Here is a 23,067-nt window from a genome sequence, read left to right as displayed (position 1 = left end):
TCTTCTCTTACTATGGACTATTGACCATGGTCCATGGACCATAGACCATAGACCATCACCTAACTACCAACCTAATAAATACGCAAAGATCAAAGGTGCTACGATGGTAGCATCACTCTCTACAATATATTTAGGAGTATTGATGTCTAATTTACCCCAAGTGATCTTCTCATTGGGTACTGCTCCGGAATAAGAACCATAAGAAGTAGTAGAATCACTGATCTGACAGAAATAGCTCCAGAAAGGAACATCATGCCATTCCAGATCCTGGTACATCATTGGTACAACACAGATCGGGAAATCACCGGCAATACCTCCACCAATTTGGAAGAATCCGACACCCTTACCGCCACTGTTTTCACGATACCAATCAGCCAGCCAAACCATATACTCGATACCATTCTTTACTGTGCTTGCTTTCAATTCATTTTTGATCACATAACTCGCAAAGATGTTACCGGTGGTGCTGTCTTCCCAACCCGGCACTACGATCGGCAGATTCTTTTCTGCTGCTGCTACGATCCAACTGTTTTTAGGATCGATCTCATAATACTGCTGTAGTTCACCACTCAATACGGTCTTGTACAAAAATTCATGAGGGAAATAACGTTCGCCTTTTGCTTCCGCATCTTTCCACTGCTTTACCAAATGTTTTTGCAGTCTTCTGAAAGCTTCTTCTTCAGGAATACAAGTATCCGTTACGCGATTGTAATGGTTCTCCAATAAATCCCACTCATCCTGAGGAGTCAGATCACGATAATTAGGAACACGCTTATAATGACTATGCGCCACCAGGTTCATCACATCTTCTTCCAGATTGGCACCGGTACAACTGATGATGGCCACTTTATCCTGACGGATCATCTCAGCCAAACTAATTCCCAGTTCAGCGGTACTCATGGCACCGGCTAAACTAACCAGCATTTTTCCGCCTTCCAGTAAATGGGTTTCATATCCTTTGGCAGCATCCACCAATGCAGCGGCATTGAAGTGTCTGTAATGATGCATAATAAACTGAGAAACAGGCCCTTTCGTCATATTCGGTGATTTTGAGGGGCAAAAGTAATTTTTTTAGGCGATACTTAAATCTCACAACACGCTTTTACATCCCTTAATGAAGGGATTTACAATCGTTTAATAGGATTCTAATGACATGCAGGGGGATTTTGTAATAATTTTATTGCCCCTGCATGAAACCTGTATATTTCAATAAAGCTCTAGCCGGCTATCCTATACGCCTGCCTATCATTCTGTGGTTTACTACGACATTAGTAGCCGTTTTACTGGAAATCAGTAGAGGCACACAAGAGATCAATAATTTTTTAATTTACCGTGGCGTATATGAACACACACTCCAACAAATTAATTTATACGCAACCTATCCGCTAGAATATGCTGACAGCAATCATTACGGCCCCTTATTCAGTTTATTGATCGCACCCTTTACCTGGGTGCCCTTACCTGTTGGATGCGTTTTATGGTGTATGGTAAATGCTTGGGTTTTGTTGTACGCCCTGCAACAATTGAATCTCTCTCAAACACAACTGTATACTGTTTTACTGATCTCGGTAATTGAATTGATGACCGCAACCCACAGCGTTCAATTTAATCCAATGCTCGCCGGATCCATGATATTATCTTACACATTCGTCAGGGATAAAAAGATACTGCCGGCCACGCTACTGATCGCAGCAGGTATGCTGATCAAAATTTACAGTGTGATCGGATTGGTACTTTTTCTTTTTACAGATAAAAAAAAGACATTCGCTTTTTCTTTTATAGGCTGGGTAGCTCTTCTGTTTGTTCTACCCATGCTCATATCATCAAAGGAGTTTATCCTACAATCTTACCAAGATTGGTTCAACTCACTGGTTGAAAAAAATGGAACGAACGTTGATATATCCGTTGCTCCGGGAATGCAGGATATTTCTGTAGGGGGTATGGTAAGACGTATTTTCTCGATACAAGATCTTTCCAATTTCTACATTTTGATTCCGGCAGCACTTCTTATTGCCTTACCACTGACCAGGTACAAGTATTTTTCTCATCAACATTTCACATTGAAATATTACTGCATGCTGATGGTTGCAGTGGTCATTTTTAGTTCATCCGCAGAATCGCCTACCTATATCATTCCGATCAGTGCTATTGCTATTTGGTTTTCATTAAAGATCCCTTTGAAAACAGAATATATAGTGTTATTGACTTTTACATTTCTGTTTACCATTTTATCACCGACAGACTTAATACCAAAGCTTATCAGAGATAAGTTTTTCGTACAATATGCTATGAAAGCACTTCCTTGTTTTATCATTTGGATGATCATGATTAAAGAACTGTCATTACAAAAATTATCTGTCGGAAAAGATGATCATTTATGAAAAAGAAGATTAGCATTTTAATACCTGTTTGTAATGAGGAGCAAAACATTCCTGTAATCATCCATGCTATTGGTGAAACCATCGATACTACAATTTATGATCACAGATTTATATTCATTGATGACGGCAGCAGCGACAAAACAAATGCTGTATTAAAAGATATGGCTGTAGAACATAAACATGTTTTTTTCATTAGCCTATCAAAAAATTTTGGTCATCAGAATGCGCTAAAAGCGGGGATCGATTGTATTCACCAAGACGCTGATTGTGTGATCATGATGGATGGTGACCTGCAACACCCACCGGCACTGATCCCACTCATGCTTGAGAAATGGAACGAAGGGTATGATATTGTATACACGCTGAGAAAAGACGAAGACAATATCCCTTTTCTAAAAAAGAAAACAGCTTCCCTATTCTACAGGCTGCTAAATAAAATGTCAGATATTGAGGTGGAGACCGGTGCAGCTGATTTCAGGCTTATCGACAAGAAAACATTTCCTGTATTCAAAAGTTTCAATGAACGCGACTTGTTTCTAAGAGGTTTGACCAAATGGGTTGGATTCAAACAAATATCGATTGAATATTCACCCGGCGATAGAAACTTTGGTCAATCAAAGTATACTTATAAAAAAATGGTGCGTTTTGCTTTACAAGGAATCACTTCCTTCAGTACCAAGCCATTGTATACTGCTGCTTACCTGGGCCTCTTTTTTTCCGTTACTTCCTTACTGTATGTTCCGTACACCATTTATAGTTATTATTTTGGTAAGCCGATCTCAGGGTGGGCTTCACTGATCGTCACCATTTCGTTCTTCGGAGGCCTGCAACTCATGATCCTTGGGATCATTGGTTTGTATCTAGGTAAACTTTTTATGCAAAGTAAGAACAGGCCTAATTATATCATCCGCGAATCGAATTTATGATGCCTGATAGAAGTATACTCCTGAGTTTTGATGTAGAAGAATTTGATATGCCATTGGAATACGGGCAATCCATATCCCCGCAAGAACAATTGACAATAGGGAAACAAGGACTAGATGTGATCGCACCTGTTTTAAACGACACGGCTGTTCAGACCACACTTTTTACAACTGCGAATTTTGCTGACCACTATCCTGATACGATCAAAGCTTTGTCTGAAAAGCATGAAATCGCTTCTCATACCTATTATCATTCAAGTTTTTCAAATGAAGACATTGCCAAATCAAAAGACAGACTTGAGGTAATCACAGGGCAAAAAATATACGGATTACGTATGCCGCGGATGAAGCAGGTAGATATGCATCTATTAAAAGATGCAGGATACAGTTATGATTCATCAGTGAATCCAACTTGGTTACCGGGCAGGTATAACAACCTTCACTTACCCAGAACCCTGTATACTGAAAATGAAATGATCAGAATACCGGCCTCTGTTTCACCTGTGCTCCGGATACCGCTTTTTTGGTTAACATTTAAAAACTGCCCACTAAATACTTTTATACATTTAGCATTGAAGACCTTAAAAAAAGATGGCTATATCTGTCTCTATTTCCATCCATGGGAGTTTACAGATCTTGCGAATTATCAATTACCATCGTTCACAAAAAGATGGAGCAAAGACATCCTACTCGAACGTTTACTTCAAACGATTACAAGTCTCAAAAAAGAAGGTGATTTTATATCAATGAACACATACCTGCAAAAAAAAGTCCCGGTATAATATACCTGGGACCTTTCCGATTAACCAAACCAACTTATTTATTCTTATCGAAAATGCTCACATCTCCGTATAAAGACACTTCGAGGATCTTACGGTCTGTATCATTTTCAACAGAAACAAAATATTTTCTTTCGCCATTGAATTCAAACTCAATGGTATCGGTTACTTTGTATTTACCGTAACTTTTTTTGATCTTCTGAATTGCATTCAATGGCAAACGTTTCAGATCTGTTTTTCTGGATGTACCGATCACATCCCCCGATACATTGAAGAAGGCTTCGACCTGCTCGCCCTCAATCGTGAAACGGGCTTTTGAATACTGATCTGTAACTGTCCAGTTTACGTCTTTTGCTTCTGCAAACTGTGATTCAAAAGAAGCCAGTACACGATAACTGACTTTAGTTACATCTGCGGCAAATGATTGCGCTCCAATAAAGGCAGCAATCAATGTTGTTAATAACATCTTTTTCATAGTGGCGTTTTTAAGTTTGATATATTGATTTTCTTCTTTCGGTTGACAAGTCAAAACTACTGCTTACTACACCCGACATAGGTTCTTTATGACCAGCGCGATCAGAATATTAGCTGCATAGTATGAGCGGTGTTAATGTCGCCGTTAACAACCGTTAATGAGGCCTTGAAAAGCGCTGCTGTATTGACTTTGAAAAGATTTCTTAAGGAAAAGATAAAAGGCGTTATCATGCGGTTAATTTTTAGTAATGGTATAGAAATGAATAGATGAAGAAGCTGTTGTACCTTTAAGAAAAGTCTTACGATGAGACGAGTTTTTACATCCCCACTACTGGCAGTAGTACTCATAGCACTTCCATTTGTGTATTTGGGTGTACAATATGCCGGCTTGCCTGAAACTGTACCTGTACACTTTAACGCAGAAGGTATCGCAGATCAATTCGGCGCCAAATCTTCTTTGTGGCTGCATACGTCTATCCTATCAACTGTTGCGATCGGTACTTACCTGCTCATCCGCAATCTGCATAAAATAGATCCCAAAAAAACAGCTAAGACCTCCGCTGCTACTTTGAACAGTTTAGCCATTGTGATACTAGTGTTTCTGACCGTGATCAATATCATGATCACATATAGTGCAGTCAACTATCCTGCAAAACTCAGTATCACCACTGTTGTACTACCGGCAGTGGGTCTCCTATTATCGTTTTTAGGTTATCAGATGCGTACCATACAACCGAATTATTTTATAGGTCTGCGACTACCCTGGACTTTAGAAGATGATGAAAATTGGGCAGCGACCCATCAATTGGCGGCCAGACTCTGGATTCCGGGAGGATTGATCATTGCTGTTACTGCTTTGACTTTGCCTTTTTTTAGCGCATTCATCATCACGATGATCATCACAGCGGCCATTGTGATCATTCCAACTGTATTTTCTTATCGCTTTTACAGAAAAAAACAAGGATGAACTATCTCGCACATGCATTTTTATCTTTTGACGATTCAGGTTTACTGATCGGTAATATGATCAGTGATTTCGTGAAAGGAAAAAAGCAGTTTGATTACACTACCGATATACAGAAAGGAATAAGATTGCACAGAATGATCGATACATTCACCGATGCACATCCGGCCACACAAGCAGCAAAAAAATTATTGAAACCGGCTGTTGGTCCATATGCAGGTGCTTTTATCGATGTTGTCTATGATCATTTTCTGGCCATTGACACCAGTATACGATCAGATGAGGAATGGAAAGCATTTGCACAACAGACCTATGCTACTTTACAGGCCCATGAACCCTTCCTGCCCGAGAAATTCGCCAGAATGCTTCCTTATATGAGTAGTCAGAACTGGTTATACAATTACCGATACAAATGGGGAATTGAGAAAAGTTTTGAGGGCGTGGTGAGAAGAGCATCTTATCTGCAAGACAGCAGTACTGCTTATCAGTTATTTGAAGATCATTATCCCTTGCTTCAGGAAGCATACCATGCATTTTTCCCTGATGTTAAAAAAATGGCTGCCGATTTTTCTAACGCGTTGTGAAACGCTTATGCTGCTATCTTTGCCAAAAATAATTACCACATGAAGTTTCTATTGCTGAGTGTTTCATTGTTGATCAACCTTTGCATTTTCGCTCAACAAAAGCCTACTGACCTGGATAAGTCACCCATGGATATGAGCTACTGGCCTGCCAACTATCCGATCCTGAAGATCAGCGGTAAAGCAAAAGATGCTCCGATCGCGCGTGTTATCTATGGTAGACCTTTAAAAAGTGGTCGTGATATTTTCGGAGGCATCATCAAGTATAACGAGATCTGGAGATTAGGCGCCAATGAAGCTTCTGAAGTAGAGTTCTTTAAAAATATCCGCATCGATGGTAAACTAGTACCTAAAGGCAGATATACTTTGTATTGTGTTCCCGCAGAAGGTAAATGGACCATGATCCTGAACAAAGACAATTTCTGTTGGGGTAATTTCAATTATGATGCTAAAAAAGATCTGCTGAGAACCGATATTGATGTTGCCAGAAACAATGAAGTAGTTGAGGCATTCACCATTTATTTTGAGGAAACAAAAAACAATGGTGCACAAATGGTTATTTTATGGGATGATCTGAAAGCATCATTACCCATGACATTTATCGAAGATGCTCCTTCAAAACCCACTAAAAAGAATTAAATCATTCCTTGTATGAAACTTGCCACGAAATATATACATGCCGGTACAGAACCCGATCCTTCTACCGGAGCGATCATGACCCCTATTTATCAAACCTCTACTTATGTACAGGAAGCACCGGGTGTCAATAAAGGTTTTGAATATGCCAGAAGTCAGAACCCTACCAGAAAAGCACTGGAAGAAGCTTATGCACAGATCGAAAATGGAAAATTCGGATTGGCATTCAGCAGCGGTGTAGCTGCTACCGATGCAGTGATCAAACTGTTATCACCGGGCGACGAAGTGATCGCTGCCAATGATATGTACGGTGGCACGTATCGCTTATTCACTAAAGTGTTTGAAAAGTTTGGTATCCAGTTCAAATATGTAGATACAACAAATGTTGATCATGTAGCTGCTGCAATTTCTGCAAAAACAAAACTCATCTGGATCGAAACACCTACCAATCCGCTGATGAACATCACGGACATTGCTGCTGTTGCTGCAATTGCCAAAAAAGCAGGTGCTTTGCTTTGCGTCGACAATACTTTTGCTTCTCCTTATTTACAGAATCCTTTAGACCTTGGCGCAGATATCGTCATGCACTCAGCCACCAAATATCTTGGCGGACACAGTGATGTGATACAGGGATGTCTGGTAATGAATGATGCAGAACTCCGTGAAAAATTATACTTTATCCAAAAAAGTTGTGGTGCTGTTCCCGGACCGATGGATTGCTTCCTCGTATTAAGAGGGATCAAAACCTTACACGTAAGAATGCAGCGTCATTGTGAGAACGGTGAAAAGATGGCGAATTTTTTACGCAATCATCCTAAAGTGCAAAAAGTATATTGGTGTGGTTTTACAGATCATCCGGGATATGCAGTTGCCAGCAAACAAATGCGTGGTTTTGGTGGCATGATGAGCTTCACCTTAAAAGATGATAGTGTTGAAAATGCTAAGCGCGTATTATCGTCTACACATGTATTCGCTCTCGCTGAGAGTTTAGGAGGCGTTGAATCATTGATCAATCATCCGGCATCGATGACACATGCTTCTATTCCAAGAGAAGAAAGAATTAAAAACGGACTGAGTGATAGTCTGATCAGATTAAGCGTAGGTATCGAAGATATCGATGATCTGATCGCAGACATTGATCAGGCGATCGGATAATTGCTTGTATAAACAAGCTCAGAAAGGCATCACATGAATATGTGATGCCTTTCTTTTTTCCTACACATGCATTGCTACTCATCCTCATTTATTACTTTCTATCCAATGAAAAATGCAATTCATACAACATAACAAATGTGCTAGATGAGGTTGCTCAACTTTGTGATTCAAAAACAGATATATGCAACAGAATAAATGGATCATCGGTTTATGTAGTTTACTCATCTTATTTTCATCTTGCACTAAATCCATCACAGGTGAAGGACCAACTGCTACGCAGATCAGATCAGTAGCCAATTTCAGTAAGATCAAATTGAATGGTTCAGGAGATGTAGAGATCGTACCCTCAAATACACAACAAGTGATCATCTCAGGTTATACCAACTTGCTGGAAGTATACGAATCAAAAGTGCAGAATGGAGAACTGCTCCTGGGTTATGAGAGCAGAAAAAATATCCGCAATGATAATATCAAAGTGCGAATAGAAACTCCGGACATCAGAGGCGTTAATATCAATGGTTCAGGTGATGTGGTGATCAATGGATTTCTTCAGGGAACTGATCTGACCACACTGATCAATGGTTCAGGAAGAATACGCATTCAATCCTCCGCCTTTAATAGTACTTCTTATAACATCAATGGATCGGGAGATATTTTTGCAGCAGTCATTCCATCAAAAAATACGGAAGCCAATATTACCGGTTCCGGATTTATTGAATTGAATTGCTCACAAAATTTGAAAATAAGGATCAGCGGATCGGGCACGATCGATTATTATGGCAACCCACCTGCTACTGATATTGCGATCAGTGGAAGTGGTGTTGTAAGAAAGAAATAACACAAAAAAGCCGGATAGTTATCCGGCTTTTTTTATTGGATCTTCAATAATTTTTCGATCGCTTTATCCAATGTGGCTTCCTGTTTGGCAAAACAGAAACGTATGACTTTATCGTCTTTCCCATCTTTATAAAATGCAGAGACAGGAATGGTAGCAACTCCATATTCAGCGGTTAGTCGCTTCGCAAAAATCATATCCGGCTCATCACTGATAGCAGCATAACTATAACATTCAAAATAACTTCCGTGAGAAGGAATACATTGAAAAGCGGTCTGCTCCATTTGCTTTCTGAAATAATCTCTTTTCTGCTGTATTTGAGCGCCTAATTCAAGATAAGCTTTTGTATCATCCAGATAAGTAGCAAGCGCTACCTGTTTGGGTGTATCACAGGTAAAACAATTGAACTGATGCACTTTCCTGAATTCTTTCATTAATTCCGGGGTACTGATACAATAGCCCAGTTTCCATCCGGTACAGTGATAGGTTTTCCCAAATGAAAAACACACAAAACTTCGTTTGAGTAATGCAGGATAACGAAGGATGCTTTCATGCGTGAGACCATCAAAGATCAGATGCTCATATACTTCATCACTCAGGATGATGATATTGGTGCCTTCTACCAACGCTGACAGTGCTTGCATATCAGCCGCAGATAATACAGCACCTGTTGGATTATGTGGTGAATTGATCATGATCATCCTTGTTTTGGATGTGATCTTTTGTTTCACCAGTTCCCATGGAATACTATAATCAGGATAATTCAAAGCGATACGAACAGCTACAGCACCATTGATCTCAATATTAGGAATATAACTATCATAAGCGGGTTCAAATACGATCACCTCATCACCCGGACGTAACACCGTAGTAAGCGCGGTATAAATAGCATAAGTACCACCCGGCGTAATGGTGATATCTGTTTCTGCATCGATAGCTGTGCCATACAAGTGCTGCACTTTTGCTGCGAGTTTTTGTCGCAACAAAGGATAACCATTCATATGCACATATTGATTAAAGCCATCACGCATAGCTTTGGATACCAGCTCATGTAATGTAGCATTCATCGGAAAATCAGGAAAGCCCTGGCCGAGGTTCACAGCATCATGCTGCACAGCCAGCTGACTCATCACAGTAAAAATGGTCGTTCCTACCTCCGGTAACTTAGAATGGATCGATACAGACACGTTCAATGATTTATTCCAGCAATTTACGAATGGAAATGAATTGGCCATTACTATTCACGCCTTCCAGAATAATTTTGAGTTTGGAAGAGATATCATTGTTGTAAAAACGAATCCGGATCTTTCGCTCAGATCCGCCGGTAATTAAATTCGGCTCCCAGTATAAAGTTCTTCTGATATCTGTTGTAGAAAAGCTTTGTGGATCCACCGAGTAATCCGGCTGATAAAATTCTCGGACAGGAGCATACCCCAATAAGGATAGATTATCCAGCCCTTTTACAGAATTGGTGAGATCTGCACCTTTTTTGGTATAGATAGCAACAGCACCACCACCTGCATTGACCAATGATCCGATAAAGGGTGGGCGAAAAACTTTCAAATAAGCCACGTCTGTCATTGGAATAGTAGCAGCAAATTGTGCTTCTATGGGCATCTCATTCAGGAAAAAGCCTACGGATCCATTTCGCCAAATGATGTTGGGACTACTTGTCAATGCTCCAATTACTTGCATACCCGGTACACGTCCTTGCAAATAATCAAATACGCTGAAGCTGGATAATGCGCGCTGATCATTCATCATATCAAAAGAAAGAGCATCTACATTTCTGAACATTCCATTTGCATAGGTATCATCCAATTCTTCCAATCTTGATTTCACCCTGGTTTTCACCACCACTTCTTCCAGTGTCGTTCCCTCGCGTAATTTTTGCAATTGTATTTGTTGCAAAGCGATCTCACGCATCAAACGAAGTGCGGCCGTATCATATTGAAAGATCATCGGTATGTGTAAGGATGAATAGAACGGTGTGTCGATCAGATTAGTAGTGATCGACACTTTGCCTCTTCCGGGTAATACAGAGATCTTATTGAGCTGATAATACAATTTAACCGTATCAAAGAAGATGACATTGGGTTCATAGATCGATCCGTTTTTACCAATGGGTGTAAAACGCATCAATGTAGAAGAGTCTTTACCACGAAGGATCAGATTCAATGTTTCAGCCTTAGCCAATCTGTTTTCACTGAATCCGTCGATCTTTCCTTGCAAAGAAAGATATGCGGTATCCATAGGGTAACGTGTGACCCATGACGTGGAATCCATCACTTTTTTCCATACAAATTTTCTCCAGCCATGTGTTAACATCACCAGGTCGAGGTAATGTTTGGCAGAGTCGTTTCGTTCATTGAAATAATAGGCAGGATGATATACTTTTCCTTTGATGTCAGCAGAAAGTAGTAAAGTACTGATGATATTGGATGCATGATCATCTGGCAGGTCATCATTGGTAACAGATAGTGATAAGTTCGCAGGAATGGTATCCGGTAATTCGATCTCAAATACATTTTTTGCACGCTTACTCAATCCGATCGTATCAAAACGAATGGTTGCCGTAGCAGTATATTCTTTGTTATCAATAAAGATCAAGCGTTCACAAACAGGATCACCCATGGTATTCATTAAAGTGATCGTTGCCAATCCGGATGGCAATCCTTTTACCGGGATCTTTACCTGTGTAGCTGTTTCATTTTCCAGATTTACGGTACCACGCAAGACCACTTGTTGATTCACCGTTAAAAACATCGAGAGCTTGCGTAAATGTGGTGCCAGTGTTTCTGTTCTTTGTACTTGCATGTAACGCGTATCACCTACAGCACTCACTTGCATGGTAACACCATCTGTAACCGATGCCGGCAAAGACGTCCGTTGAAGGGTGCTATCAGGTGCGATCCATTCTGCAACATAAGTAGCGCCCGCTTGCGGAATCAGTGCAAATCTTCCCATACCATCATGTAGCGATCTGAAACGACTGATGTCTTCTCCCTGGTCATTTTTGATCGTTCCTTGCACCTGAATCGGATCACCATTTTTATCGGTTGCTTTGAAAGCAATAAAAGAAGTGATTCCATTAACCATCAAACCACCTTCCGGAAAAAATTGTACATGATACTCTTTTGTGGTCGCAGATGTTTTAGCAACCGTTGCACCAGACTGAAGGATCTGTATTTTTTTCTGATATAAAAGAGTGCTATCAAAATTCAACATCCACTGCGTATACGCTACTACATGAATGGTGTTGCCTTTATATTTTTCCGGAACCACAAAAGTTCCATATGCAGAAGACATGGTAATAGGTGATACCTGATGTGATAAAAGTTTACCGGACTCATCATACCAATCCGTATAAAAATTACGGTTCAGTCGGGAAAGATCAGGGCCATTCATCAGATAAGCTTTAAATCCGATCAAGGCGCCGGGAGTATACGCCTGGTTATCAAAATGCAGGTAGACTTTTTCCTGAGGGAACCGTTCATTATAGAAACTGAGGCTATTTTCCAATGATTGGGAAAACAGTGTACCACTAAATAAAAAGGATACAATAAAAAGGTAAACAAGTTTGCGCATAAACAGTCGGTTCAAGAATGAAGAGGTCTTCTTAAATCGATCATAAATTATGCCAAAAAATAACAATATGTTCTCTTTGTGAAAACTTTAGGGTGTGATTTGATTGGCGAGTCTTTTTAATTCGATCTCTGCTAGTTTCGCTGTATAATTCAAGTTCAATAATCTGAATCCGGAAGTTTCAAAACTTTGCTGGGCCTGACGTACATCAATGATCGTAGCCTGATTGAGTTCAAAACGTTTTAATACCAGGTCTACCAACTGCATAGAGAGTTTATAATTTTCCACTTCTGTCTCTAACTGTTGCAGTGCATTTTTATAAGCCTGATAAGTTCTAACAGCCCCTGTTTCCAGCGTTTGTACCAAAGTCTCTTTTTGCAAGACCGCATTTTTTGAGTTCATTGCTGCTACTTGCTGCTGACGTTTGAATACAGTACCGTTATAGATCGGAATACTCAGGTTCAAGCTGATGAACGGACCATAACTCTGGTTCTGTAAAATGAAGCCTGCCCCACTATTGGTATTATTAAAGTTATAGCCTGTATTAGCACGTAGTGAGGGCATTCCAAGAGCAGCGGTTTCTTTTTCGATCAGTTCATTGATCTTGATCTGTTCATTTGCACTCAGCAACTGCGGATTATCTTTCAACTTGGCACGAATATTTTCCAATGAAAGATTGCGCTCTACGATGATCGTATCCTGAATCGTGATCGATGAATCCGGATTCAGGAATAACAAATTCAGCAGATCGGTCTTTCCTTGTTGAATCACCAATTCCTGCTGTTGCTTCAATTGTACTTGTGCATTCAGGTCTAAGCGCGCCTGAAAAATATCTGCATTATTCGATAAGCCTGCTTCTTTACGAGCGAGGAGAATATCCAATCTTTTTTGAAACACGCCGATCGATTGCTCGATGGTTTTGATGAACTCTTGTTGACGTACCACATCATAGTAACGGGTAGCAACCGCAGCCATGGTATTCTGTACCTGCGCATCCAGGAGATAACGATTCTGGATCACCAGTTCATTCAATCGCTTTTTGGTGGTCACCACACGATAGCCATTTGATAACAGAATGCTTCCGGTAACACCAACACTTAGGTTATTGGAACTAACATTATTACGCGTTGTATTTCTGGATGGATCGGGGAATTTTTGGTTGATCGAAATGATCTGCTCATTGTCATTGGCAGTTGCGGTAATGGTAGGCAAAGCACCTGCAATACCCGGATGGTTATTGATATTGCTGATCTCCACATTATTCTTGGCCAATTGAATATCCAGGCTGTTTTTTAGTGCGAGGTTGATGGCATCTGAAAGTGTAAGACGTCCTTGAGACATGGCCATTGCGGCATTCAGACAGCAAACGAGGATCAATAGTTTTTTCATTGGAGTGAAATTACCAACAGCGTTCAATAATAACCGATGTTTTACACCAGCGGGCGATCAGCTTACAAAAGTGCCTACATTCATCCCTTCTACTACTTTCAGGAGGTTTCCGGGCTTGTTCATGTCAAACACAATAATGGGGAGTTTGTTTTCCATGCAAAGAGTGAAAGCCGTCATATCCATCACTTTCAGGTTCTTGGTAATACATTCCTGAAAACTGATCTTATCATATTTTGTGGCCGTAGGATCTTTTTCCGGATCAGCAGTATACACACCATCTACACGTGTGCCTTTTAAGATCACATCCGCTTTCATCTCAATGGCACGCAGAGAACCTGCTGTATCGGTTGTGAAATAAGGGTTACCGGTACCTGCTCCAAAAATTACGACCCTTCCTTTCTCCAAATGACGCAATGCCTTTCTACGGATATAAGGTTCAGCGACCTGCTCCATATTGATCGCACTTTGTAAACGCGTATACACACCGATCTTTTCCAACATCGCCTGCATGGCCATCGCATTGATCACCGTTGCCAACATCCCCATATAATCACCATGCGCACGCTCAATACCACTCTCTGCTTCATTCATCCCTCTGTAAATATTACCACCACCGATCACGATCGCTACCTGCACTCCTAAATTGGTCACGAGTTTGATATCGTGCGCATATTGCTCTATGATCTGTGGATTGAATGGATCGCCGTTTCTCTGATCACCTAACAGGGCTTCACCGGATAATTTCAGGAGGATTCGTTTGAACTTAGGAAGCATGGGATTGATTTGTTTGCAAATAACCTGAATTTTTAGTCAAATGCCAAATGAGAGAATAGCAGATGGTTCATGGCGTATGGTGAAGGCAGTTTGAGTTCCCGGCACTTAGATAGCTTATGGGAAAAGATCTTTTTTCATCCAAAAAGGATATCTGCTATTAGGCGTTATTTTTGCCACCATCAGCATCATGAAAAACTATCTAATCAAAAACGTCCATCTGGTGAATGAAGGTTCGATCCTTCAACAAGATGTTTTAATCGAAGATCAATTCATTCGTCAGATCGGAGACATTACTCCCTTACCGACACATCATGTGATTGATGGTACCGGTAAATATTTATTACCGGGTATCATAGACGGACAAGTGCATTTTCGGGAACCCGGACTCACCCATAAAGGGGATCTCGTTACAGAAAGCAGGGCAGCGATAGCAGGAGGTGTGACTTCTTTCATTGACATGCCCAACACAGAACCCAATGTGCTCAATATCGAATCATTACAAGAAAAATATGCATTAGCGCAAGGAAGATCCTGGGCCAACTATGGTTTTGCATTGGGAGTGAATCATTCGAACTTAGATCAAGTCATTCAAACAGATACTTCCAACCTATTACTCATAACAGACGATGGACTCTATTTTTCCGGTAAGGGAAACATTCTAGCAGACAGACCCGATATGATGGAAAAATTGTTTGCCGGATGCCGGTCACTGATCGCCATACACTCAGAAAAAGAAGCCATCATTGAAGCCAATGAAACCTATTACCGGCAACAATATGGAGAAGACATACCCATCGAACTGCATCCGGTGATCAGAAGTGAAAAAGCTTGTTATGAAGCAACCAAAGAAGCCATAGCGATCGCAGAAAAATACCAGACCAGACTACACATCCTTCACTTGTCAACAGCGATCGAGACGCATCTTTTCAGAAATGATATTCCACTGACACAAAAAAAGATCACCACAGAAGCATCGGTACACCATATTTGGTTCTGTGATCAGGATTATGAAAGATTGGGTGCAAAGATCAAATGGAACCCGGCGATTAAAACTGCACAAGACAAGGATGGCCTGCTTCAGGCATTACTTGACGATAGAATCGATATCATCACTACGGATCATGCCCCTCATACTATAGAAGAAAAAAAAGGCACTTATTTTCAGGCAAAATCAGGCGCTCCGCTTATTCAGCATTCACTGAACTGCATGTTGGAAATGCATCTCATGGGAAAGATCTCACTGGAAAAGATCGCAGAAAAAATGTGCCACAACCCCGCTATTCTTTATCAAATTCAGCAACGAGGTTTTATCAGAGAAGGCTATTATGCAGATCTGGTTTTGGTAGACCTCGATCATGAATGGCAGGTCTCTTCGGAAAATATTTTATACAAATGCGGCTGGTCACCACTAGAAGGAACCCTATTTCATAACTGCGTGGTAAAAACATTCGTGAACGGACAATTATCATACGACCAGGGAATGTTTCGTGCAACCGCAGCAGGACTCGCATTACAAAAGCATACAACATGTTGAGTATGTTCAGCGGTAGAAAACTAGTGATCGCCACGATGCATGGCAAGGAAAAAGTGATCGCACCTCTACTGGAACAAGCATTGGGTGTTACCTGCATCGTACCCGAATCATTCAATACCGATCTGCTCGGCACTTTTACCGGTGAAAAAGAAAGGGAAGAAGATCCGTTAGCCACCGCCCGAAAAAAATGCCTGCTGGCGATGGAAGCAACAGGTTGTGATATGGGCATCGCCAACGAAGGCTCTTTTGGACCACACCCGTCTTTATATTTTATCGGTGCAGATGATGAACTGGTCATCTTCATCGATCAAAAAAATAACCTGGAGATCATCGCACGTGAGATCAGTACCGAAACCAATTTCAGCTACAAAGAAATTGCGCAAGAAAAAGAACTCATGGAGTTTGCTGGTCAGGTCATGTTTCCTTCACATGGTTTGATTCTGCGTAAATCCAGACAAGAACAAACCGATATTGTAAAAGGCATTACAGATATGCCCACTCTGCTGGATACTTATCAAACAATGGCTGCAAAATATCCGATGGTGGGTGTAGAGACCGATATGAGAGCGATGTACAATCCTACGAGGATGAAGGTCATTGAGATCGCTACCAAAAAACTCATTGAAAAAATTCAAACGGCTTGCCCTGCTTGCCAAATGCCCGGCTTTAGTATCACAGATGCCAAAACCGGACTGCCCTGTGATCTTTGTGGAAGTCCAACCAGGTCGGTACTCGCATACATCTACCAATGTACCCATTGTGGTTTTTCAGAAGAGAAGCATTATCCGCACAACAAACAAACAGAAGATCCGATGTATTGTGATCATTGCAATCCATAACCTGTCACCCTTCGTCATCATTTCCGACTGACCGTCGGAAGACTCTTCAGGGTGACATTAACATCTTAATAAAAAAAAGTACAGAAAGAATCAGATTTATGGTTGCTCTTTTTTCCGCAATAACTCCGCCATTTCAATCGAATGTTTCAATGAATTAAGATCCTTCCAATCACTATGCGCAACAATGATGTGTTTCGGTGACGGATATTTTTGTTGTACCCTTTTTAAGGTATGTACATATTCTTTCACATTGCCATCACCCAAAAAACCCAGATTGGTATCCGATGCACCTTTGATCAAACATCCACCATATAAGACTTTATGTTTCGGAAACCAGATCACAATATTGTCATCAGTATGACCCGGACCGGGATAAAAAATTTCAAATCGATCTGCACCTACTTGAAAGGATGTGTCTGCATGCATGAGAAAAGCTGCTCGCTTGGCTCCGTTCTTTTGACTCCATTCATCTGTTCTTTGTGTAGTATAGGTCTTGATACCTTTTTGACGATAGTATTCCAATCCGGCGGTCTTATCACTATGCCAATGTGTGGCAAAAGCCATGATCACGGATTGATGGTGTCTGACTTGAATGCTATCCAACAAGGGTTGAAACTGTGTTGTATCCCAAGGTGTATCAAATAGTACTACCCCTTGCTTGGTCACCACATACATACCATTGGCGGGTACTTTTGAGTTTTCGTACGTATTGTAAGTGGTATAGATATAAAAATGATCCGTAAGCGGTGTGATCTTCAGTTTTGGATGAACAGATTGTGCAGCCAATGTATTCATCCACAAAAGAAAACCAAAAGACAACAATCGTCCTCGCATAAAATTTGTTTTGAAAACTGAAAGATACATTCTTTATCACCCTGAGGAGCATTCATAACCGCAGGCTATGATCTGCGACGAAGGGAGAAGTCTTCCCGGCTCGTAAAATATTCCAACGCCAATACCAATAACATAGAAGTAGTAAAAGCTACTTTCTGCATTATCGCCAATAAACCCCAATTACCGTAACCATAGAGGTATAAAGCGAAATAGAAAACCAACATACAGAGGATACAAGCAACTTTGAAGACATGCAATTTGGATCTCAATATGTAAACGGTGATATAAAATAAACCAAGCATAGAAAGTGTACTGGAGATGGTCACCATACTATCATGCAAAGGTGTGACCACTAGAAAATTGAAAAAGATATTTAAGATACCCACTATTTTCAATACCCATGAACCATGAGCATCGGGCATTTTTTTGGCCATGCGTAAAAAGAACAGTCCATATCCAAGTGAATGAAATGCCATACCCACCATGGCCCAGATCCTTGCCGGATTATCAGCACCATTCAATGCCTGCGGTAAAAATAAATTGCTGATAAAATTTTTTGACCAGATAAATCCCACCGTACTCTTATCAGATATCGTACCTCCCGGATACAAGGATGTTGCAATACCTATGAAAACAACGGATATCAAAATACAGAGCAGAACTAGATGTTTCTTGAACATGTGTTAAGGGTTGTGATGACAAACCTATTTATTTTTTTGTCACCCTGAGGAGCATTCGTAACCTTCGGTTACGATCTGCGACGAAGGGTCAGCATCCATCTGTTTTTGGCGCTCGCTTGTACAATACTTTATGATCTCGCTCTACATAATTACCCGTTATGATCGGATACGCATACTTGGGTGCGTACGATACCGCATGACTTTTCACCAGTATCTTATCATTCACCTTCAGCTCTTTCAGTTGTTTGAATGCCTCGTTCTCTTCCGGACCAAAACTTAAAATGTACTCCTCCCCATTGATGCTCACCATCACACCAAAACCCAATCTTGAACCCGGTGGCAGTGACAACGATGTTACCACCGCTTCCATATTGCTGGAGGCATTGATGTGGTGTCTTATTTTATTAGCACCGGTCAATACTTTTTGTCCGGCAGGAGAAGTTTTCCAGTTGTTGAATCGGATACCATCGGGAGTGGCTTCCCATGTTTTCATGGCTGCTGTCTTTTCTGCAGCGGTCATGGGTAAAGGTTTTTTAACAGGCTTATCATTGGTTTCGTGATTCGCCAATACGATTCCACTTACCACAACAGCGAGCGCGAGGATCAGCGCGAACATACCTTTCTTCATATTTTTTACAGTTTTAGTGAACATATTTCTACCTTTTGTTCCATCAAATCTGTGAAGGTTTTGCCTTTCACAGTTGATAAGATAAAAATACACGCACGTTGTGCAGACAGTCGAATATCTATTGTAAATAATCGTGTAAAGATTGTAAATATTAGTTTGACATGATGCGGATCAAAAAAATACAATGGCCGATCCAACGAAAAATCTTCCTTGGAGTATTATTCATCGGATTGATCTCCATGATCTGTGTGGCATTCACCTTCACGGGTAAGGATGATTTTGATGTTGCCAGAAGAGAGATCCTGCTGCGTCGACTCGGACATGAAATACTGCTACAGTCGGGCGACAGTGTTTCAAGGGTTCTACCGATACAAAAGATCTCCGCGTATGAATACCGCATCCGTTTTGAACAGGCATTTACCTTTCAACCCGACTCCCTGGTGAAAACAACCCAACGTTTATTCGCCAAAGACCCGCTTGCCGGTGATTATGTGGTGAATGTGCTGAACTGTACCGATACCAGTGTGGCCTATGGCTATGCGATTTCCAATAATAAGAAAAATGATATTGTAGCCTGTCTCGGCAGAAGACAACCCAGCGCCTGTTACATGCTCCATGTTCAATTCAAACCCACGAGGATCATGGATGGACAAACCGGCTACCTGTTCGGTGCCCTTTCTGTGTTGGCATTGGTGGGATGTGTGGTTTGGATACCCATCAAAAAACGCAAGAACATTCCTGACATGGAACCCACCGGCATCTTCACTTTAGGCACTATGCGTTTTGATGCAGAGAAACGTAAGCTCTTACTGAATGAAACATCTATTGACCTTACCCGTACTGAAACCCGTGTACTCCGCATTTTTGCCTTATCACCCAATGAAGTGATCGAAAGAAGCCGACTACAAAAAGAGATCTGGGAAGATGAAGGTGTGATCGTGGGACGGAGTTTGGATATGTTTATTTCGAAATTGAGAAAGAAACTGGAGTTAGACCCGAGGGTGAAGATTAGTGTTGTGAGGGGGAAAGGGTATCGATTGGAGGTGAATGAGGAGTGTTGAACTTATTTCTACAACAGTCTCCTAGGAAAAGCTAGAAAGTAATTTAGCATCTTCATCTCGCATTGGCACAAATGCATATGTACAGTGACATCCTTTGGGGTTTGTGCAATCTCGAGATCCCAGGTATTGATTTTTTAAAACATCTTCGGAAAAAAACATTTGCTGATTAAGATTATCACAATAAGGACAACAATTGCCAGAAATTATCTCAACCTTCAACTGAAGGTTAGTTTCAGAAATAGTTTTTCGTACCAAGGATGCTAATGCTAGTTGCAATATCTCATTAGCTTTTACTTTTTCAACTTTTCTTCTGAACCATAGCATCTCCATATAAATCATATTTTGATACTTATATAACTCTTGTTCTGTTTTAGACTGTTTAGCTGACTCGTATAATAAGCTTTGAAAAATAAACCATAGATAATCTTTGATTAATGCTGGGCGGTTTTTAGACCATGTTTCATAATACCCCCGTACATTTTCTTCCGTCATTCCGAATTCACTAAAAAACGGCATGTATTCAGTTATTAACCAATCTAAGTCAAGTGTTTTTTTTGGCATAAGAGTTAAAAAAGGAAATAATTAGAACCAATTTATTAGTCATTTTAAAGTCTTCTAAGAAGGAATATCTCTGTGTAATACGCAGAGTCCCTCATACCTCGGAGACATCTGCGATGAACTTGTTTTGATTTGAAGACTCTACGAAGAAGTAATGTTACGCTCCAACTTGTCTTATCCAATCACGGATGTGTGAGCCAATTCGTTCGATATCCCTATTGCCAAGGTCCCCACTATGCATGATAACATTCCTGGAACGTTCAACTGTATCCAAAATATTTGAAGCCCAATCGAAAGTCCCCAAGTGAGGCTCAAAAAGTTTCCAATTTTGCCTAATCGTATCAGTTAGGTGTTTCATCTCTGTGTAATTTATAGGGCTTAGTCCTCTTGGTGTGTGCCACCTAATTTTCTTTTCTTCTTCCATTCTGCCTTCAGCTTTTTTTCTGATGTTTGGGTCAACTGCTTCAGTCCACCAATTTTCGCCAATTTCTTCTAACAACTTTTTTTCAATAAACTGCCTTACGGAATTTTCGAAAGCTGCAATAGCTGTAAAGACAATTGACATTCTCTTTGACCTTATTACTAGTTCAGAGTCCATTTCATCAATTGCTAGCGTGGAAGCTAGTTTCTTAGCTTGGTCTTCAGTGAAATGAGATTTGTTTCTCCTTCCGACCTTATCTAAAGCATCTTCAGTTAGAAGACCTTTAAAAACAAAAGAGTAGTAATTATCCATTAGAATAAATGTTCTTTAAGACTTTTAAATATCGCATCGTAAACGGCAGTATCTCGAGTTTCGGGTAAATGAATCTCAATATTATAATGCAGGCTTGGATTAATTCCTTTTTTATGACCAGCAATGATGGGGACTTCGACAGATGGTTCTTGTGACTTTGTAGTCTTTGTCTCAGGAGTATCTGGAGGTTTGATTGAGGATTTGGATGTCCAATCTGCGTAATCACAAAGAGCTTTAAATGTTTTAGCCATTAGATTAATAATGTTATCCTCCTTCGTGCCTTGCGTCAAGGTCTTGAATTTGCCTTTAACATCTGCTTCACTTAGCTCATTCGCTTTTTTGTTTAGTGCAAATAAGTCTGAGTAAGCCTCTTCGATACATTCAGCAATTACTTTTTTTGATTCGGCTTGGTCTAAAAATCTAAAGTACTTTTCAGTAGGAACATTTGAAGAGTCAATCAGTCCGAGGTCTTTAAAAAGTCGAACATAAAGAGCATCATTACTGCTTGTGAACCCTAAAGTTTTAAGAAAACCTGTCGTCAAGCTGGATGGAGCCTTTGCTGAGAGAAGTGCATTGAAAATATCATCGAGTTTGTTTGTTGCTACTAGGTAAGATGTTGCAAGAGCCATAACTATATGTTTATGTAATTAAATATTTGAGTAAAATATCGAAGTAATTCAGTTAAACAATCAGTCCTTACAGCCTTGCTGCCTACGGACAAGGCTTGGCGAAGGCGGGGAAATCGTAGCACAAAAGCCCAAACTAAGTAGTTTAGCACATAAAAATCACTAAAGTCATATTTTAGCACCCCAGCTCTGCTTTTAGCCAAGCCTATGTTAGCAGTAGCCTATTCTTTACCTACAAGCACATAAATAAATTTGATTGATAAGCCAAAATAATACTTATCTACAAATAATTTATTGTCCGAAATGTCTAGGGCATTTAAGGTTACATTATTCACCACAATAGGTTTATCAGTGAAGTCATTGACTATATAATCTCTCAGTTGTCTAACAGAAATCATCTCAGCAGAAATTCCTAAATGAAAATCATTGTTAAGTCGTATTCCCAATCCAAGTCCGCCATCAATTTTCTTATTAAATGATGCTGTTTGAGATGCTCCAAATTGTGCCAAATTTACAGTACCTATGAAAGAAAGCCTTGATGGAACAGAATAGACATCTCCATAAGGTTTTCCATCTTTTCCTATTTTTCTGTAATATGAACTTATTGGATTCACGATAACAGTTGTTGAAAGCAAAAAAGACACAGGATTAACTCTCTGTAGCTTTAAACTATTATCTACAGGTGAAAGCACTGGGTCAAAGATGTCTTGTGTAAGATAGTTAAACCCTAAACTTGCCCCAAACTTAAAAACCTTTGTGTTAATCTTGAAGCCGTTTTCCTCTAAATCTTTTGCGTCAGATTTTCTAATTGACTTAGTAGTGTCTGTTTGAGCTAAGGTTGTGAGCGACAAAATACTCAAAAAGAATACAATATAAATTTTCTTGTTCATATCTTTTTTTATTAGGTTATTGCTAACTCATAAGTATGCGAACCTCCACTCCTAATCTCACTTACACAATCTCACATATTCACCTCATAGCCAATTAAGTAAAATTATATGCGCCTATAGTTTTCACTTTCGCAAATACACCACCTCATCATCCAAAGACACAATCACCTTTGCACAACAATCTCATGTGTGTTCTCCAATAAAATCA

24 protein-coding genes are annotated in these 23,067 nt (G+C 40.2%); 11 read left to right on the top strand and 13 right to left on the bottom strand.

Features of this window, described 5'->3' with window-relative positions; translation table 11 throughout:
- Nucleotides 1-63 precede the first annotated feature (63 nt).
- On the bottom strand, nucleotides 64-1,038 hold the full coding sequence (locus ABXG83_RS11015) for a deoxyhypusine synthase family protein (protein WP_353548916.1): 975 nt from the start codon (nucleotides 1,036-1,038) through the stop codon (nucleotides 64-66).
- 152 nt (nucleotides 1,039-1,190) lie between these two features.
- On the opposite strand from ABXG83_RS11015, the gene ABXG83_RS11010 reads away from it, so the two are divergent.
- The 3 genes from ABXG83_RS11010 to ABXG83_RS11000 are packed head-to-tail and all read left to right on the top strand — an operon-like array spanning nucleotide 1,191 to nucleotide 4,086.
- The gene (locus tag ABXG83_RS11010) at nucleotides 1,191-2,381 is read left to right on the top strand and encodes a glycosyltransferase family 87 protein (RefSeq protein ID WP_353548915.1); all 1,191 of its coding nucleotides are present in this window, start codon (nucleotides 1,191-1,193) and stop codon (nucleotides 2,379-2,381) included.
- Nucleotides 2,378-3,307: a glycosyltransferase family 2 protein gene (locus tag ABXG83_RS11005; protein WP_353548914.1), complete on the top strand. Its 930-nt coding sequence runs from the start codon at nucleotides 2,378-2,380 to the stop codon at nucleotides 3,305-3,307. The genes ABXG83_RS11010 and ABXG83_RS11005 overlap by 4 nt, the downstream gene beginning before the upstream one ends.
- Nucleotides 3,307-4,086 carry a polysaccharide deacetylase family protein gene (locus ABXG83_RS11000; protein ID WP_353548913.1) on the top strand — a complete coding sequence of 260 codons (780 nt, stop codon included), beginning with the start codon at nucleotides 3,307-3,309 and terminating at the stop codon, nucleotides 4,084-4,086. The genes ABXG83_RS11005 and ABXG83_RS11000 overlap by 1 nt, the downstream gene beginning before the upstream one ends.
- A gap of 34 nt (nucleotides 4,087-4,120) precedes the next feature.
- Here the strand turns inward: ABXG83_RS11000 and ABXG83_RS10995 are convergent, their stop codons facing one another.
- Nucleotides 4,121-4,558, bottom strand: coding sequence for a hypothetical protein (locus ABXG83_RS10995; RefSeq protein ID WP_353548912.1), 438 nt, complete (start codon nucleotides 4,556-4,558; stop codon nucleotides 4,121-4,123).
- Between the two features lie 303 nt (nucleotides 4,559-4,861).
- Here ABXG83_RS10995 and ABXG83_RS10990 point away from each other — a divergent pair, with 303 nt between their 5' ends.
- The 5 genes from ABXG83_RS10990 to ABXG83_RS10970 all read left to right on the top strand — a co-directional run bounded on the left by ABXG83_RS10990 (nucleotide 4,862) and on the right by ABXG83_RS10970 (nucleotide 8,731).
- Nucleotides 4,862-5,524 carry an SdpI family protein gene (locus ABXG83_RS10990; RefSeq protein WP_353548911.1) on the top strand — a complete coding sequence of 221 codons (663 nt, stop codon included), beginning with the start codon at nucleotides 4,862-4,864 and terminating at the stop codon, nucleotides 5,522-5,524.
- Nucleotides 5,521-6,105, top strand: coding sequence for an ACP phosphodiesterase (locus ABXG83_RS10985; RefSeq protein ID WP_353548910.1), 585 nt, complete (start codon nucleotides 5,521-5,523; stop codon nucleotides 6,103-6,105). The genes ABXG83_RS10990 and ABXG83_RS10985 overlap by 4 nt, the downstream gene beginning before the upstream one ends.
- Before the next feature lie 39 nt (nucleotides 6,106-6,144).
- Nucleotides 6,145-6,741 carry a DUF2911 domain-containing protein gene (locus tag ABXG83_RS10980; protein ID WP_353548909.1) on the top strand — a complete coding sequence of 199 codons (597 nt, stop codon included), beginning with the start codon at nucleotides 6,145-6,147 and terminating at the stop codon, nucleotides 6,739-6,741.
- 12 nt (nucleotides 6,742-6,753) lie between these two features.
- Nucleotides 6,754-7,893 carry a cystathionine gamma-synthase gene (locus ABXG83_RS10975; protein WP_353548908.1) on the top strand — a complete coding sequence of 380 codons (1,140 nt, stop codon included), beginning with the start codon at nucleotides 6,754-6,756 and terminating at the stop codon, nucleotides 7,891-7,893.
- A 181-nt stretch (nucleotides 7,894-8,074) separates the two neighbouring features.
- Nucleotides 8,075-8,731, top strand: coding sequence for a head GIN domain-containing protein (locus tag ABXG83_RS10970; RefSeq protein WP_353548907.1), 657 nt, complete (start codon nucleotides 8,075-8,077; stop codon nucleotides 8,729-8,731).
- A 32-nt stretch (nucleotides 8,732-8,763) separates the two neighbouring features.
- On the opposite strand, the gene ABXG83_RS10965 is transcribed toward ABXG83_RS10970, so the two are convergent.
- The 4 genes from ABXG83_RS10965 to pyrH form a co-directional block, all read right to left on the bottom strand.
- The gene (locus ABXG83_RS10965) at nucleotides 8,764-9,915 is read right to left on the bottom strand and encodes a methionine aminotransferase (protein ID WP_353548906.1); all 1,152 of its coding nucleotides are present in this window, start codon (nucleotides 9,913-9,915) and stop codon (nucleotides 8,764-8,766) included.
- Between the two features lie 10 nt (nucleotides 9,916-9,925).
- Nucleotides 9,926-12,316 (bottom strand): hypothetical protein, encoded by a 2,391-nt coding sequence (locus ABXG83_RS10960; protein ID WP_353548905.1) that lies wholly within the window; start codon nucleotides 12,314-12,316, stop codon nucleotides 9,926-9,928.
- A gap of 87 nt (nucleotides 12,317-12,403) precedes the next feature.
- On the bottom strand, nucleotides 12,404-13,702 hold the full coding sequence (locus ABXG83_RS10955; protein ID WP_353548904.1) for a TolC family protein: 1,299 nt from the start codon (nucleotides 13,700-13,702) through the stop codon (nucleotides 12,404-12,406).
- A 57-nt stretch (nucleotides 13,703-13,759) separates the two neighbouring features.
- Complete coding sequence (gene pyrH / locus ABXG83_RS10950) at nucleotides 13,760-14,476, bottom strand: UMP kinase (RefSeq protein WP_353548903.1); 717 nt, start codon at nucleotides 14,474-14,476, stop codon at nucleotides 13,760-13,762.
- A 187-nt stretch (nucleotides 14,477-14,663) separates the two neighbouring features.
- On the opposite strand from pyrH, the gene ABXG83_RS10945 reads away from it, so the two are divergent.
- Both ABXG83_RS10945 and ABXG83_RS10940 read left to right on the top strand, forming a co-directional pair.
- Nucleotides 14,664-16,010: a dihydroorotase gene (locus ABXG83_RS10945; RefSeq protein ID WP_353548902.1), complete on the top strand. Its 1,347-nt coding sequence runs from the start codon at nucleotides 14,664-14,666 to the stop codon at nucleotides 16,008-16,010.
- A complete protein-coding gene (locus ABXG83_RS10940; protein ID WP_353548901.1) occupies nucleotides 16,004-16,849 on the top strand; it encodes a DUF6671 family protein in 846 nt (281 codons plus the stop codon). Before ABXG83_RS10945 ends, ABXG83_RS10940 begins: the two co-directional genes overlap by 7 nt.
- Before the next feature lie 96 nt (nucleotides 16,850-16,945).
- Here ABXG83_RS10940 and bla read toward each other — a convergent pair whose 3' ends face one another.
- The 3 genes from bla to ABXG83_RS10925 all read right to left on the bottom strand — a co-directional run bounded on the left by bla (nucleotide 16,946) and on the right by ABXG83_RS10925 (nucleotide 18,991).
- Nucleotides 16,946-17,683, bottom strand: coding sequence for a BlaB/IND/MUS family subclass B1 metallo-beta-lactamase (bla, locus tag ABXG83_RS10935; RefSeq protein ID WP_353548900.1), 738 nt, complete (start codon nucleotides 17,681-17,683; stop codon nucleotides 16,946-16,948).
- 65 nt (nucleotides 17,684-17,748) lie between these two features.
- Entirely contained in the window at nucleotides 17,749-18,363 is a 615-nt protein-coding gene (locus ABXG83_RS10930; protein WP_353548899.1) for a hypothetical protein, read from the bottom strand.
- 88 nt (nucleotides 18,364-18,451) lie between these two features.
- Nucleotides 18,452-18,991, bottom strand: coding sequence for a hypothetical protein (locus ABXG83_RS10925; protein WP_353548898.1), 540 nt, complete (start codon nucleotides 18,989-18,991; stop codon nucleotides 18,452-18,454).
- A 161-nt stretch (nucleotides 18,992-19,152) separates the two neighbouring features.
- Here ABXG83_RS10925 and ABXG83_RS10920 point away from each other — a divergent pair, with 161 nt between their 5' ends.
- Complete coding sequence (locus ABXG83_RS10920; RefSeq protein ID WP_353548897.1) at nucleotides 19,153-20,052, top strand: winged helix-turn-helix domain-containing protein; 900 nt, start codon at nucleotides 19,153-19,155, stop codon at nucleotides 20,050-20,052.
- 21 nt (nucleotides 20,053-20,073) lie between these two features.
- Here ABXG83_RS10920 and ABXG83_RS10915 read toward each other — a convergent pair whose 3' ends face one another.
- The 4 genes from ABXG83_RS10915 to ABXG83_RS10900 form a co-directional block, all read right to left on the bottom strand.
- Nucleotides 20,074-20,613 carry a hypothetical protein gene (locus ABXG83_RS10915; RefSeq protein ID WP_353548896.1) on the bottom strand — a complete coding sequence of 180 codons (540 nt, stop codon included), beginning with the start codon at nucleotides 20,611-20,613 and terminating at the stop codon, nucleotides 20,074-20,076.
- Nucleotides 20,614-20,767: 154 nt separating this feature from the next.
- Nucleotides 20,768-21,343 (bottom strand): Swt1 family HEPN domain-containing protein, encoded by a 576-nt coding sequence (locus ABXG83_RS10910; RefSeq protein ID WP_353548895.1) that lies wholly within the window; start codon nucleotides 21,341-21,343, stop codon nucleotides 20,768-20,770.
- Nucleotides 21,343-21,972, bottom strand: a complete 630-nt coding sequence (locus tag ABXG83_RS10905) for a DUF5343 domain-containing protein (RefSeq protein WP_353548894.1) — start codon at nucleotides 21,970-21,972, stop codon at nucleotides 21,343-21,345. Before ABXG83_RS10905 ends, ABXG83_RS10910 begins: the two co-directional genes overlap by 1 nt.
- 218 nt (nucleotides 21,973-22,190) lie before the next feature.
- Nucleotides 22,191-22,859: a hypothetical protein gene (locus ABXG83_RS10900; RefSeq protein WP_353548893.1), complete on the bottom strand. Its 669-nt coding sequence runs from the start codon at nucleotides 22,857-22,859 to the stop codon at nucleotides 22,191-22,193.
- Between the last annotated feature and the right edge of the window lie 208 nt (nucleotides 22,860-23,067).

The sequence above is a fragment of the Sediminibacterium sp. KACHI17 genome (genome assembly GCF_040362915.1).
Taxonomy (GTDB): domain Bacteria; phylum Bacteroidota; class Bacteroidia; order Chitinophagales; family Chitinophagaceae; genus Sediminibacterium.
This window is presented reverse-complemented; position numbering and strand designations above follow the sequence as displayed.